The organism is Streptomyces profundus (assembly GCF_020740535.1).
Classification (GTDB): domain Bacteria; phylum Actinomycetota; class Actinomycetes; order Streptomycetales; family Streptomycetaceae; genus Streptomyces; species Streptomyces profundus.
The window spans coordinates 117,328-130,724 of record NZ_CP082362.1; the positions used below are offsets into that span (position 1 = coordinate 117,328).

General features: G+C 73.0%; 10 protein-coding genes. 3 read left to right on the forward strand and 7 right to left on the reverse strand.

Annotation, left to right across the window (positions count from 1 at the left end; all coding sequences use genetic code 11):
* Positions 1 to 34 precede the first annotated feature (34 nt).
* The 4 genes from K4G22_RS00575 to K4G22_RS00590 all read right to left on the reverse strand — a co-directional run bounded on the left by K4G22_RS00575 (position 35) and on the right by K4G22_RS00590 (position 5,315).
* The gene (locus K4G22_RS00575) at positions 35 to 1,222 is read right to left on the reverse strand and encodes a glycoside hydrolase family 64 protein (RefSeq protein WP_228077595.1); all 1,188 of its coding nucleotides are present in this window, start codon (positions 1,220 to 1,222) and stop codon (positions 35 to 37) included.
* Between the two features lie 224 nt (positions 1,223 to 1,446).
* Complete coding sequence (locus tag K4G22_RS00580; protein ID WP_228077596.1) at positions 1,447 to 2,190, reverse strand: SDR family oxidoreductase; 744 nt, start codon at positions 2,188 to 2,190, stop codon at positions 1,447 to 1,449.
* Between the two features lie 831 nt (positions 2,191 to 3,021).
* On the reverse strand, positions 3,022 to 3,921 hold the full coding sequence (locus K4G22_RS00585; RefSeq protein WP_228077597.1) for a LysR family transcriptional regulator: 900 nt from the start codon (positions 3,919 to 3,921) through the stop codon (positions 3,022 to 3,024).
* 62 nt (positions 3,922 to 3,983) lie between these two features.
* Complete coding sequence (locus K4G22_RS00590) at positions 3,984 to 5,315, reverse strand: aminotransferase class I/II-fold pyridoxal phosphate-dependent enzyme (RefSeq protein WP_228077598.1); 1,332 nt, start codon at positions 5,313 to 5,315, stop codon at positions 3,984 to 3,986.
* 59 nt (positions 5,316 to 5,374) lie between these two features.
* On the opposite strand from K4G22_RS00590, the gene K4G22_RS00595 reads away from it, so the two are divergent.
* Together K4G22_RS00595 and K4G22_RS00600 are read left to right on the forward strand one after the other, a co-directional pair.
* Positions 5,375 to 6,037: a pyridoxamine 5'-phosphate oxidase family protein gene (locus K4G22_RS00595; RefSeq protein WP_228077599.1), complete on the forward strand. Its 663-nt coding sequence runs from the start codon at positions 5,375 to 5,377 to the stop codon at positions 6,035 to 6,037.
* Positions 6,038 to 6,218: 181 nt separating this feature from the next.
* The gene (locus K4G22_RS00600; protein WP_228077600.1) at positions 6,219 to 6,941 is read left to right on the forward strand and encodes a DUF4232 domain-containing protein; all 723 of its coding nucleotides are present in this window, start codon (positions 6,219 to 6,221) and stop codon (positions 6,939 to 6,941) included.
* Between the two features lie 217 nt (positions 6,942 to 7,158).
* Here the strand turns inward: K4G22_RS00600 and K4G22_RS00605 are convergent, their stop codons facing one another.
* Together K4G22_RS00605 and K4G22_RS00610 are read right to left on the reverse strand one after the other, a co-directional pair.
* Positions 7,159 to 7,923 carry a CPBP family intramembrane glutamic endopeptidase gene (locus K4G22_RS00605; protein ID WP_228083904.1) on the reverse strand — a complete coding sequence of 255 codons (765 nt, stop codon included), beginning with the start codon at positions 7,921 to 7,923 and terminating at the stop codon, positions 7,159 to 7,161.
* A gap of 109 nt (positions 7,924 to 8,032) precedes the next feature.
* Positions 8,033 to 9,520 (reverse strand): glutamate-cysteine ligase family protein, encoded by a 1,488-nt coding sequence (locus K4G22_RS00610; protein ID WP_228077601.1) that lies wholly within the window; start codon positions 9,518 to 9,520, stop codon positions 8,033 to 8,035.
* A 272-nt stretch (positions 9,521 to 9,792) separates the two neighbouring features.
* On the opposite strand from K4G22_RS00610, the gene K4G22_RS00615 reads away from it, so the two are divergent.
* Positions 9,793 to 10,362: a hypothetical protein gene (locus K4G22_RS00615; RefSeq protein WP_228077602.1), complete on the forward strand. Its 570-nt coding sequence runs from the start codon at positions 9,793 to 9,795 to the stop codon at positions 10,360 to 10,362.
* A gap of 61 nt (positions 10,363 to 10,423) precedes the next feature.
* Here K4G22_RS00615 and gcvP read toward each other — a convergent pair whose 3' ends face one another.
* The gene (gcvP, locus tag K4G22_RS00620; RefSeq protein WP_228077603.1) at positions 10,424 to 13,315 is read right to left on the reverse strand and encodes an aminomethyl-transferring glycine dehydrogenase; all 2,892 of its coding nucleotides are present in this window, start codon (positions 13,313 to 13,315) and stop codon (positions 10,424 to 10,426) included.
* Positions 13,316 to 13,397 lie beyond the last annotated feature (82 nt).

Here is a 13,397-nt window from a genome sequence, read left to right on the forward strand (position 1 = left end):
GGGCGGTTCGCGGTGTTCGAGCCGGGCCTGACGCTCAGTCGTACGGCAGGAACGTCATGAACGCCTCGGTCGGGTCGCCGTCGTGCACCAGCGACTCATGGGCGCCGACGTCGTCGAAGGCGAACGCGTACGCCTTGCCGTCCACCATCGCCTCGTGGACCACGCGGGCGTAGTGGTTGGTCACGCTGTCCTGGTAGAAGCCCGAGTTGTCCTGGTCGGGCTGCTCGGAGTTGGTCAGCAGCGTGGTCCGGTTGAAGGCGGCGCACAGCGTGCGGGACAGCGGCCCGCGCACCAGGTCGTTGGGCGCGTCCAGCAGCTTGTAGCAGCCGAAGACGCTGTCGGAGTCCGGCTTCTCGAAGCTGGTGACGACCTCGCCGGAACCGTCCCTGAAGTTCATGACGCCACCCTCGACGTTCCCGTAGTACTTGGTGTCGGGTTCGTGGGAGAACGGCGTGACCGTCAACGTCTGGGACGCGTAGTGGTCCCACACCCGGTCGATGTAGTCACCGAGGACGTCGGCCGGCACATCGCCGGTGCCCACGCCATGCCCGGGGGAGAGCACCCGCAACGGCTCCCCGTCCGGGCCCTCGTGGACCAGATCGCCCCAGCCGGCCTCGCGCACGCCGTCGAAGACCGCCTGGTAGCCGCCGGACTTCAGCTCGCCCGTGGTCCTGACCGCGCCGCCCGACTCCCGCACGCCCACCGAGTACGGCGCGGTGAACATGTCCACCTGCGTGCTGTTCATCCACAGGCCGTCGTCGTTGAGCGTGTACTCCGACCAGTTGAAGCGGATGTTGCGGTTGGGGTCGTCGGGGTTCTGGACCGCCGGCTGCACCAGTCCGTCCTCGCTCAGGGCGAAGTGCAGCTTCTCGCCCACGGCGAAGTACACCCGGCCGGAGAACTTGGGCATCTGGATGGTGATGGTCTCGCCGTTGGCCGGCCCCGGGATCGACGCGTCGGGCGCGGGGACCGGCGGGCTTCCACCGCCCGTCCAGGCGTGGAACGTGCCGTCCGCGTCGGCGTAGCCCAGCCGGCCGCTGCTCAGCTCGGTGCCCAGGTTGTAGAGGTAGACGGGCTCGTCACGCCCCGAGTCGTTGGTGATGGTGAGCGGAATGGTGTCGGGCACGGCCTCCGCCTCGGGCGCGGGGCCCAGGGCGGTGAAGCCCGTCGCCACGACCGCGCTCGCGACCGCGGCCACCAGAACTCTTCGCAAGCGGAACACCGTTGTCCTCCTCGTCTCGACCAACTCCCATCGGCCACGCACCGCCAACACCGCGCCCACGGCGGGCGATTCGTCTGTGCGAGAGACGCCCATGAGAGCGCTCTCAGGATTGAGAGCGCTCTCACCGTCCCGTAGCGCCGTGTACCTGTCAATACTTCGCCGCGCATCGGCGGCGCCTTCGCCCGACAGCGGCCAGCGAGCATGGGGCCGGCCGCCCCCCTGGGCTACACGAGGCCCCCGTTGGCCCGGATGTTCTGGCCCGTCAGCCACCGGCCGTCCGGACCCGCGAGGAAGGCGACCACATCCGCCACGTCCTCGGGCTGGCCGAGGCGGCCGAGCGGGGTCATTCCGGCGACCATCGCCAGCTTCTCCGGCTCGTTGGCCGCGTTCAGCAGATCGGTGTCCGTGGCGCCGGGCGAGACGGTGTTGACCGTTATGCCCCGTGCGCCCAGCTCGCGCGAGGCCACCAGGGTCAGCTGTTCGAGGGCGCCCTTGCTGGCCGCGTAGGGGGCGTTCCCCGGGGCGGGGAGAACCGTGTTGAGGGTGGATATGTTCACGATCCGCCCGCCCTCGCGCATGTGCCGCGCCGCATAGCGCACCGTGAGGAAGACGGACCGCGCGTTCACGGCCATCACCCGGTCGAAATCAGCCTCGGTCGTCTGCGCGATGGGCACGACCTCGGACTGGGTAGCCGCGTTGTTGACCAGGACATCCAGGCCACCGAGCTGACGTTCGGCCCCGGCTAACACCTCCTCGGCCGCGCCGGGCTCGGCCAGATCCAGCTGGACCGCGGTGACGTTCCCGTCCGCCTTCTCGGCCTGCCGCACGACCTCGTCCGCGGCCTCACCGTTCCGCGCGTAGGTGAAGACCACAGCCGCTCCGTCCCGTGCGAGCCGCAGCACGACCGCCCGGCCGATCCCCCGTGAACCCCCGGTGACAACAGCCGCCTTGCCTGCGAGCACCGCCATGATCTCCCCTTCCCTCCGGCCCGTCTGTCGCGCACACCCCTACCCACCAAGGGGACCCCGAAGAGCGCGGGCTCCCCGGCGAGCAGAGACCGAGGGAGCACTCCCCTCTCGCCCAAGAAGACACCACCTGCTGTGAACACAGTGTTTCCGCCTCCCGCGCGAAACGAGGCCCGCCGGCCCGGCTGACCACGGCTCTCCCGCTCACCTCCCCCGGCGATCGACACGGCCCCTACGCTTCCCGGCGTGACGGCCTCCGCCTGCTACGCCGGCGGCCAGGAAGCTCGGTTCGACGCTCCGCCGCCGCGTGAACGCGGCGCCGCGGATCGCTACTGGCGCGTGGGCACACACCGTGGACGCCGGGCCTCCCGGCTGGCCCGTACCGCCGCCTCGCCGCCATGTCCCGGCCGTTCACGAGCTCACGGACGCCGAAGCCGAGACGCTGGGGAGGTGGCAGCTGAGGCCGTCCCAGGCCCCGCACTCGGCAACTGGTCGCCCAGGAACCAGTGTCGCCCGGCTCGCGGGGAACGACGGCCGCACCCATGGCCACTTCCCCGTGGTGCCGCGTGTGGCTGACCTGCCGGGTGATCTCCGGGGGCCTGGCGTGTTCGAACTGCTCAGGGCGCCCGAACAGCGACGGCTCACCGCTGACCGGGCGGACGACCCGGCCCGGGCGATCCAAGCCCAACTCGCGCGCCTGACACCGTCGGTCGACGAGCACGGAGGTCGAGCCGGGGCCGCCTGGGACCGACGCCGGACGACGGAGGCCGCCCCCGCCGGCCGGGCCACGGGCGGAAGGCGTCGGCCGGCTTCCGGGGCGTCGGAGGTCGCCGCCTACCCGTCGGGAGACACCTCGTGGAGGGCGGCGACGGCGGCGCGGACGGAGGGGCGGCCGGTTGAGCCCTCACGCCAGACGGCGTACACCCGGCGGGTGATGCTCCCGCGCAGCGGAACCAGCGCCACCCCGTCGGGCACCGGCGTGCGGCCGAGGCGGGGGGCGACGGCCACGCCAAGACCGGCGGCGATCAGGGCCAGCTGCGTGTGGTGTTCGAACGCGGTGTGCTCGATCTTGGGTTCGATCCCACGCCCGCGCAGGGTGAACATCAGCCAGTCGTGACAGATCGCGCCCGGCGGCCAGGAGACCCAGTGCTCGTCGGCGAGCTCCGTCAGGTCCACCTCGCTCCGGTCGGCGAGCGGATGGGCGACCGGCAGCGCGATATCGGCCACATCGTCGAAGAGGGTCACCCGGGCGAGCCCGCCGGGCAGGGCCAGCGGCCGGTTGTACCAGTCGAGGACGACGGCCAGGTCGATGTCCCCGCGCGCCAACACCCGCAGCGCCTCCTCCGGCTCCATCTCGCGGAGCGTGGGCCGCAGTTGGGGATGCGCACCACGCAGGGTGGCGAGCGCGGCCGGAAACAGCCCCCGGGCGGCGGTGGCGAACGCGCCGACCCGAAGCTCGCCCACCGCCTGGCCGCGCTGGGCCTCCAGGTCGGCGTGGGCCACCTCCACCTGGGACAGGATGCGCTCGGCGTGCTCGGCGAGGAGCCGGCCCGCGTCGGTGAGCCGCACACCACGACCGCTCTTGGCCAGCAGCCGCTGCCCGGTCTCCCGCTCCAGCTTGGCCAGCTGTTGGGAGACCGCCGAAGTGGTCACCCGCAGGGCGAGGGCCGCGGCGCTGACCGAGCCGTGGCTGCGCACGGCATAGAGCACCCGCAGCCGGTCCAGGTTCAACATGTCAGCGATGCTACACAGTTGAGCCCTACTGACCTCTCCGCGCTACACAAAGGTGGGCCAGGTCACCCGAGGCGGCGCACGGTGGGCGGGCGGAGCGCCTCGGCGACCGCCGCCGCCAGCCCGGCCGCTTCGTCACTCGCGAGCGAGGCCGTGGTGAGGCGGAGGCCGGGCGGCGCGGACAGCCGGAACCTGGCGCCCGGCGCCACCGCCCAGCCGGCGCGGAGCAGTTGCGCGACGGCGGTCGTCTCGTCCGGCACGGGCACCCAGGCGTTCAGGCCGCCGCGCCCCCTGGCGGCCACCCCTCGTTCGGCGAGGGCCGCGATCAGCGCCTCGCGGCGGGCATCGTAGACGGCGGCGACCCGGGCCGATTCGACGGCGCCGGTGCGCCACAGGTGCGCGGTGGCCCGTTGCAGCAGCTGGCTGACCCAGCCGGGGCCGAGGCGTTGGCGTCCGCGGACCCGGTCCACCGTGGTCGGGTCCCCGGTGAGCACGGCCAGGCGCAGATCAGGGCCGTACGCCTTGGAGAGCGACTGCACGAAGGCCCACCGATCCGTGCCGCCCGCCACGGGGGCGAGCGGCTGGCGGACGATGTCCCGGCCGTGGTCGTCCTCGATCACCAGGACCCCGGGGTGTCGGGCCAGCAGGGAGCGCAACTCGGCCGCACGCGCCGGCGTGACCACAGCGCCCGAGGGGTTCTGCGCGCGGGCGGTCACCACTAGGGCGCGGGCGCCGGCGCGCAACGCGCGCTCGCACGCCTCGGGCAGCGGGCCCTCGTCGTCCATCTCGCAGGGGAGGGCGCGCAGACCGAGGGCGGGCACCAGATCCAGCAGCGCGCCCCACCCCGGATCCTCGACGGCGATGGCGTCGCCCGGCCGCAGCCAGGCGTGCAGTACGCGTTCGACGCTGTCGAGCGCGCCCGAGGTGACGGCGATCGGCCCCTCGGGCGCGCCGTCCACGGCCAGCCGGGCGCGGGCCAGCTCCGCCAACTCCGGGTCGACGGAGGGGACGCCGTAGAGGGTGGGCGAGCGCCGGGCGTCCTCGGCCGCGGCGGCGAGCGCGTCGGCCAGGGGAGGCAGCAGCGCGGGGTCCGGGTTGCCATCGGAGACGTTCCGCACGCCGGGCGGCGGCGCGAACGACAGCGCCTCGCGCGGCGCGCTGGCGGGGCGCGCCCGCACCCGGCTCCCGCGCCGGCCCGCGGTCTCGATCACGCCGCGGTCGCGCAGCGTCCGGTACGCGGCGGCGACGGTGTTGGCGTTGACGCCCAACTCGGCCGCCAACTCCCGCAGTGGCGGCAGCGGTTGGCCGGGGAGCAGGGTGCCGTCACCAATGGCCCGCTCCACGCTGGCCGCGATCTCGGCGGCGCCGCGACCTTCGATCCGATATCCTGCTAGCACAAACGCAAGTATGCACTAGTGCAATACAGGGCGCAAGAGGAAACCACCAGGGAGTGATCATGTCGGCCACCGAGTCCCCCAGCTATCCGAGGACCGATCGGACCACCCCCACCCGGGCCAGGGAACGGGTCTCCTACGACCGCGCGTTGGTCCACTCCATCCTGGACGCGGGGTATCTGTGCCACCTCGGCTTCGTCGCCGAGGGCCGCCCCGTGGTGCTGCCGACGCTCTACGCGCGGCTGGGCGAGCGGCTCTACCTCCACGGGTCGAGCGGCGCGCGCGCCCTGCGCGGGTCCGAGCTGCCGGTCTGTGTGACGGTGACCCATGTCGACGGGCTGGTACTGGCCAGGTCGGCGTTCCACCACTCCATCAACTACCGCTCGGTGGTGGTGCACGGCACCGCTCGCCGGGTCACGGACGAGGCGCTGGCCAGGACGGCGCTCGACGCCCTGGTGGACTCGGTGGTGGCTGGCCGGGCGGCCGACTGCCGCCCGGCCAGCGCCAAGGAGTTGGCCGCCACCGCCGTGCTGGAGCTGGACCTCACCGAGGTCTCGGCCAAGGCGCGCGCCGGCGGTCCGAACGACGCCCCGGAGGACCTCGACCTGCCGCACTGGAGCGGCGTGCTGCCGGTCCGGGCAGCCTACGGGCCGCCGCTGGCCGCCGAGGACGGCGGGTCCCGCGCGCCGCTGCCCGACTATCTGCGGCAGTCCGTCGGCGCCTGAACTCGCCTCGCACGCCGGCGCGTCAGAGGGCCCTCGCGCCCGGCGTGCGGGAAGTGGGACGCGCCTGTCCGTGCACCCGCACGACCCCGCGAAGGGGCCGCGAGGGGAACCCGGAACGTCGCCCCCACGTCGGACCAGACAGTGCTCCTCCGCATCCAGCCGAATCCCCTCCGGAGGAAAAATGGCCCCCCTCCCCCCTGACTCCCCCCGTTCCCCGCGCCTTCGCGCTCGTCCCACCGCCGGCGCCGCGTTGGTGGTGCTCGCCGCCCTGGTCGCCACCGGCTGCGGCACAGGCGGTTCGGCGTCCGAGGACAACGCCCTGGAACGCGCCTCCTCGTCCGACCAGCCGGCCGACACCGAAGCCCAGACCGACACCGACACGGACCCCGACGCCGACGCCGACACCCCGTCCGAGGCGGAAGCCGAGGCGGGGTCGGACTCCGCCGCCCCCGACCGCCGCCCCCAGTCCGACGCGGCCGACTGGTGCGCCACCGACGCGCTGGCCGCCGAGGTGACCCCGCTGGACGCCGGCGCCGGCAACCGCTACGCGGCGCTGGTGCTCACCAACACCACGGACGCCTCCTGCCGCACCCAGGGCTGGCCTGGTCTGGAGCTGGCCGCCGGCGACGGCGCCGCGCTCCCCACCGAGACGGTCAGGGACGATTCCAGGGCGCCCGTCCCCCTGACGCTGGCCCCGGGCGAGAGTGCCTGGGCCCAGCTGCGGTGGACGGTGGTGCCCGGCTCGGCCGACCCGGCGGACGGCGGCTGCGGGCCCGAGCCCGCGGCGCTGCGGGTCATACCACCGGACACCTACGACGCGACCCCCGCCGACTGGGAGTTCGGGGCGGTCTGCGGCCCCGGCCGCATCGAGGCCCTGCCCCTGGCCGAGGGCGAGGGCCCCTGAGCCCGGCCGACGGGCGGTGACGCCGGGACCGGCGGAGAACTCATCGCGCCCGCCTCGACGCGGAGGCGACCGCCGGCTCCGGCCGAAGCGCGACCACCTCTCGGGCCGCACCGCGTGTCTCGCTCGGTCCTTGGCCCGTGCGGTGGGGGCCTGGCCGACCCTGCCGGGACAGCTCCCGGCCGGGCCCCGGCCCCTTGCTCCCACGGGCCGGAGGCCCTCACGCAGTGGGGAGCCAGCCGACGCGGCCGGCCAGCAGCCCGTAGCCGACGAAGGCGACGATGTCGATCAGGGCGTGCGCTACCACGAGCGGCATGACGCGCCCCCACCGCCGGTAGAGCCAGACGAAGATCACGCCCATGGCCACATTGCCGAAGAAGCCACCGATGCCCTGGTAGAGGTGGTAGGTGCCGCGCAGCAGCGCGCTGACCGTCAGCGCGCCCAGTGGGGACCAGCCGAGCTGATCGAGCCGGCGCAGCAGGAAGCCGACCACGATCACCTCCTCCAGCACGGAGTTCTGCACGGCGGAGGCGATCAGCACCGGGTACTTCCACCAGACGTCGGGGAGCGACTCGGGCACCACGGTCAGATTGGCGCCGGCGGCGTGCGCGCCGAGGTAGAGCGCGAGACCGCTGCCGCCGATGCCGGCCGCCACCACGGCCCCCCAGGCCAGGTCGAACCGGGGCCTGGTGGCGTCGAAGCCGATCAGCCGCATCCCGCCGCCCCGGTAGGCGTACTCCCGCAGCAGCAGGTGGGCCACCAGGGCCACGGGCACCAGGGCGGTGCCGATGCTGACGAGTTGCCAGGCCAGATCCAGCCAGGGGCGGTCGGGGGCGCGCGAGGAGTTGAGGTTGGCCGCGTGGTCGCTCAGCCCGCCGGGGCGGGTGAGCACGCCGGTGAAGCTGACCAGGGCCCGGATCGCGCTGGCCCCCAGCGACACCCCGAGCACCAGCAGCAGTTCATGACGCAGGGCCCGAGCCGGCAGGGGGTCGGGGCCGCCGTCGAGCCGCCCCTCCTGGCCCCCGTGTCGCGTAAGCCGCACTCCGCCTCCCGTCCGGCAGCCGCCCGCGCACGCCGCGCACGGCCGATCGCCGTCAGGGCCGCGTCGGCCAGTCGTGCACGGGGGTGTCGGTCCGCGCCAGTTCGCAGTACCGCCGCACGAGGTCCCGCAGGGCCGTCGCCCGGTCCTTTCCGTCGTCCACCAGCTGGTGGTAGGTCCGAGTCTGCCAGCCCGCTCCGGTGAGCCCGCGCCGGCATCGCCCCTCGATCACCGAGAGATAGCGATCCCGGTCGGCGGGGGCCACCCCCCAGGCGTCAAGACCCGAGGCGGCCAGTGGCAGCAGGGTGTCGGCGATCAGCTCGGCCGCCGGGCGGGTGGCGGTGCCGCCGGGAGCCGGCCAGGCGAGCCGTGCGCCGATGCCGTGGCGGCAGGCGGCGCCGAAGTTGGCCTCGGCGTCGGCGAAGGCCAACCGCCGCCAGACCGGCTCAGGATCGTCGGCCAACGCCCGCACCAGTCCGTAGTAGAAGGCGGCGTTGGCCACGGTGTCCGAGACGGTCGGGCCGGTGGACAGCACGCGGTTCTCGACCCGCAGATGGGGCACGCCGTCGACCACGGCGTAGACCGGGCGGTTCCAGCGGTAGACCGTGCCGTTGTGCAGCGATAGCTCGCCGAGCGCCGGCACCCCGCCGGCGCGCAGCACGGCCTGCGGATCCTCATCCCCGCTCAGCGGCAGCAGCGCGGGGAAGTAGCGGATGTTCTCCTCGAAGAGGTCGGTCACCCCCTCTATCCAGCGCTCCCCGAACCACGCACGCGGGCGCACGCCCTGCGCCGCCATCTCGGGCGGTCGGGCATCGGTGGCCTGGAGAAAGAACGGGGGGCGCGATTCGTGCCACAGCTCGTGGCCGAAGACGAACGGCGCGTTGGCCCCCACGGCTATCTGCGCGGCGGCGGCGACCTGGGCCGCGTTCCAGAGGGGCGCGAAGCGCTCCGGGGTGACCTGGAGATGGAACTGCACGGAGGTGCACGCCGATTCGGGCGCGATCGACTCGAAGGTGCGCGTAAGCCGCTCGGCACCGCTGATGTCGAGGCTGATGGCCTCGCCCCTGGAGGCCATGATCTGGTCGTTCAGCAGGGTGTAGCGGTCCCCGTGGGACAGGCTGCCCGGCACCATCTGGTCGGCGGTGATGGTGGGCAGGACGCCGATCATCACCACCTGGGCGCCGAATTCGTCGGCCATTCGATCGGCGTACCTGAGCGCGATCCGCAGCTCTTCGGCCATATCCTCGAACACACCGCCGGACAGCTCGCGCGGCGACATATTCAGCTCAATGGTGAATTTGCCCAGCTCACTCTGGAAATCCCTGGTCGCCATTCGGCCAAGAACATCCTCGTTGACCATTCGGGGCGACCCGTCGGAATCGGCCAGGGACAGTTCGACCTCCACCCCGACCCGGTCTCTCGGCCCGTGGAAGCGCTCCTCGCGCAACAACGTCCCCAGGGCGTCGAGACAGCTGAGCAATCTCTCCCTGAAGCGCCCTCGGGCCGTCAGATCGAACCGGTCGGCCGCGACCTTCTCCCCCATGGGAGCACCTCCTCCGTCGAGCGATGCGCCCGGGATCCTGCCCACGTCACGCCCGAGGTAACACCAGGCCGCCAACACGTCCCGCACGGTTACGGCATATTCCAGCGGCATAAAACAGGGCGCTACGCCCCTTTTGGCGGCTTAATTTACCCTTGCTGAAACACCCCGGTATGGCTAGTGGAAACACAGCACAAACAAGCCTCGTATAAAATCGGGAGCACGGCGTGTCTCCTATCAGAGGCGACCTACTCCAAAGCGAGAGGCGACCCATCATGCCCCTGCGTAACCCCCAGGCTCCCGAGGCCGTGGCGACCACCATCCGCACCGCTCTGCGTTCGGCCACCGTACCGGCCCCGAGAAACCTCCGCTTCGACCGAGGCGAGTTGCTGCCCACGCTCCCGCTCCCCGTCCACCGGCTGGAGCGGCTGACCGTCCCGACGGAGCCGCCGTCGGCGCGGCTGACCGGCTGGCGCTATCTGCTGGCGCGGGACGGCGGCTCCGTGGGCACGGCCGAATGCGAGGTCACACCCGAGGGTTGGGCCTTCTCGCACTTCGGCGAGGGCCCCTACATCGCCTCCACGGAGCGCGCGCTGCGGCTGGCCGAGGAGCAGCCTCTGGCCTACCAGCCCCGGCTGCTCTCGGTGCCGGAGCTGTACATGCTCACCCTCTGGCTCCATCCCGACCCGGACGCGGACCCGGCCACGGGCAGCCCCGCGCCGAGCGACCCGCTGATCCCGCTCGCGCCGGCGCCGCCGGGTATCGCCGCGGAGCGCCTGATCACCGTGGACGCGCTGGTGTCGCTGGTGGCCAACCGGCTCGCCCCCCTGGGCCTCGCCAGCTGACCGGGCCAGGAGGTTCCGCCGGCGCCGGACGCGCTGAACGCGCGCCCGGCGCCGGACGGCGCTAGTCGGCGTACTCCTCGATGGGCGGGCAGGAGCAGACCAGGTTGCGGTCGCCGAAGGCTCCGTCGATGCGCCGCACCGGGGGCCAGTACTTCGCGTCCCTGGTGGCCTCGACGGGATAGGCCGCCGTGCGCCTCGGGTAGGGGTGCGGCCAGTCGCCGGTCAACTGCTCGGCGGTGTGCGGGGCGTTGACCAACGGGTTGTCGTCCGCCGGCCACTCCCCCGCTGCGACACGGTCGATCTCCGCACGAATGGCGATCATCGCCTCGCAGAACCGGTCGAGTTCGGCCAGGTCCTCGCTCTCGGTGGGCTCGATCATCAGCGTGCCGGCGACCGGGAAGGACATCGTCGGGGCGTGGAAGCCGTAGTCGACCAGCCGCTTGGCCACATCGTCGATGGTGACGCCGGTCGCCTTCGTCAACGGCCGCACGTCGATCACGCACTCGTGCGCCACCAGCCCGCCGGGGCCGGTGTAGAGCACCGGGTAGTGCGGTTCGAGGCGCTTTGCCAGGTAGTTGGCGCTGAGCACCGCGACCTGCGTGGCGCGCCGCAGCCCGGCCGCGCCCATCAGCCGGACGTAGGCCCAGGAGATCGGCAGGATCCCGGCCGAGCCCCAGGGCGCGGCCGAGACGGGCCCGCTCCCCGCCGGGCCCGCGTCCGGCTGCGCCGGGTGGCCCGGCAGATACGGCGCCAGATGCGCCCGGACGGCGACCGGGCCGACGCCGGGGCCACCGCCGCCGTGCGGGATGCAGAAGGTCTTGTGCAGGTTGAGGTGCGACACGTCCGCGCCGAAGCGCCCCGGCTTGGCCAGCCCCACCAGCGCGTTGAGGTTGGCGCCGTCCACATAGACCTGCCCGCCGGCGTCGTGCACCGCGGCGCAGATATCGGTGATCCGCTCCTCGAACACCCCGTGAGTGGACGGGTAGGTGACCATCAGCACCGCCAACTCGTCGCGGTGACGGTCGATCTTGGCCCGCAGGTCGGCGACGTCCACGTCACCGCTCTCGCTGGTGGCGACCACCACCACCCGCATCCCGGCGAGCACCGCGCTGGCGGCGTTGGTGCCGTGCGCGGAGGACGGGATCAGGCAGACCGTCCGCTGCGGCTGACCGTTCGCGCGGTGGTGCGCGCGGACGGCCAACAGCCCGGCCAACTCGCCCTGCGAGCCGGCGTTGGGCTGGAGCGAGACGGCGTCATAGCCGGTGATCTCCGCGAGCCGGGCCTCCAGTTCGCGGATCAGCGCCAGATAGCCACCGGCCTGGTCGATGGGGGCGAAGGGATGCAGCCCGGCGAACTCCGGCCAGGTGACCGGCGCCATCTCCACCGTGGCGTTGAGCTTCATCGTGCAGGAACCCAGCGGGATCATGCCCCGGTCCAACGCGTAGTCACGGTCGGCCAGCCGGCGCAGATAGCGCAGCATCGCGGTCTCGGAGCGGTGCTGGTGGAAGACCGGGTGTTCGAGATACCCGTCCTGCCGGGCCAGTTCGGCCGGCAGCGCCTCGGGGACGCGCGCGTCCAGCTCCGGAATGTCCGCCTCGTCGCCGGGGACGCCGAACGCCGCCCAGACGACGGCCAGTTGCGCGCGCGTGGTGGTCTCGTCACAGGCGATGCCGACCCGGTCGGCGTCGATCTGGCGCAGGTTGACGCCCGCCTCGCACGCGGCGGCGACCACCGCGCCGGCACGTCCAGGCACCGTGGCGGTGACGGTGTCGAAGAACGACGCGTGCGCCACCGCCACGCCGCCCTCGCGCAGCCCGGCGGCGAGCAGCGCCGCGTAGCGGTGGGTGCGGCGGGCGATCGCGGCCAGCCCCTCGGGGCCGTGGTAGACGGCGTAGAGGCCGGCCATCACGGCGAGCAGGACCTGGGCGGTGCAGATGTTGCTGGTGGCCTTCTCCCGGCGGATGTGCTGCTCCCTGGTCTGGAGCGCCAGCCGGTAGGCGGGCTTGCCGGCCGCGTCCTTGGAGACGCCGACCAGACGCCCCGGCAGGTTGCGTGCGTAGCGCTCGCGCACGGCCATGAACCCGGCGTGCGGGCCGCCGAAGGCCATTGGCACGCCGAAGCGCTGGCTGGAGCCGACCGCGATGTCGGCGCCCAGCGAACCCGGCGAGGCCAACAGGGTGAGGGCCAGCAGATCGGCGGCGACGGTGACCACCGCGCCCAGCGCGTGCGCCTCCTCGATGACCGGGCGCGGGTCGCGCACGGCGCCCGAGGCGCCCGGGTACTGCAACAGCACGCCGAACACGCCGCGCTCGGCGGCCTCCTCGGGGATGCCGTCGCCCAGATCGGCCACCAGCACCTCGACGCCCGTCGGCTCGGCCCGGGTCCGCACCACCTCGATGGTCTGCGGCAGGCAGTCGGCGTCCACCAGGAACAGCCCGTCCCTCACCTTGCCCACCCGGCGGGAGAGCGCCATCGCCTCGGCCGCGGCCGTGCCCTCGTCGAGCAGCGAGGCCCCGGCCGTCGGCAGCCCGGTCAGATCGGCCACCACCGTCTGGAAGTTCAGCAGCGCCTCAAGGCGCCCCTGGGAGATCTCCGGCTGGTAGGGCGTGTACGCGGTGTACCAGGCCGGGTTCTCCAGCACGTTGCGCTGGATGACCGGCGGGGTGAAGGTGCCGTGGTAGCCGAGGCCGATCATGGAGTGCAGCACGGTGTTGCGGGACGCCAGCTCCCGCAGTTCGGCCAGCACCGCCGCCTCGTCGCGGGCGTCGGGCAGCCGCAGCGCCTCGGTGCTGGCGATGGCCTCCGGGACGGCGGCGGCGGTGAGTTCGTCCAACGAGCCGAACCCCACCTGGGCCAGCATCTTCGCCTCGGCTGCCCCGTCGGGGCCGATATGGCGGTCGGCGAACGGGATGCCCTGTTCCAGGGCGGTCAACGACGTCGGGTGCGCGGTCATCTGTGGAGGCTCCTTGTGGCCGTGGGCGACCTACGGGGCGCCAGGCGGCGGTGCCTGACTGCCTCCCCCTCTGTCATACGAC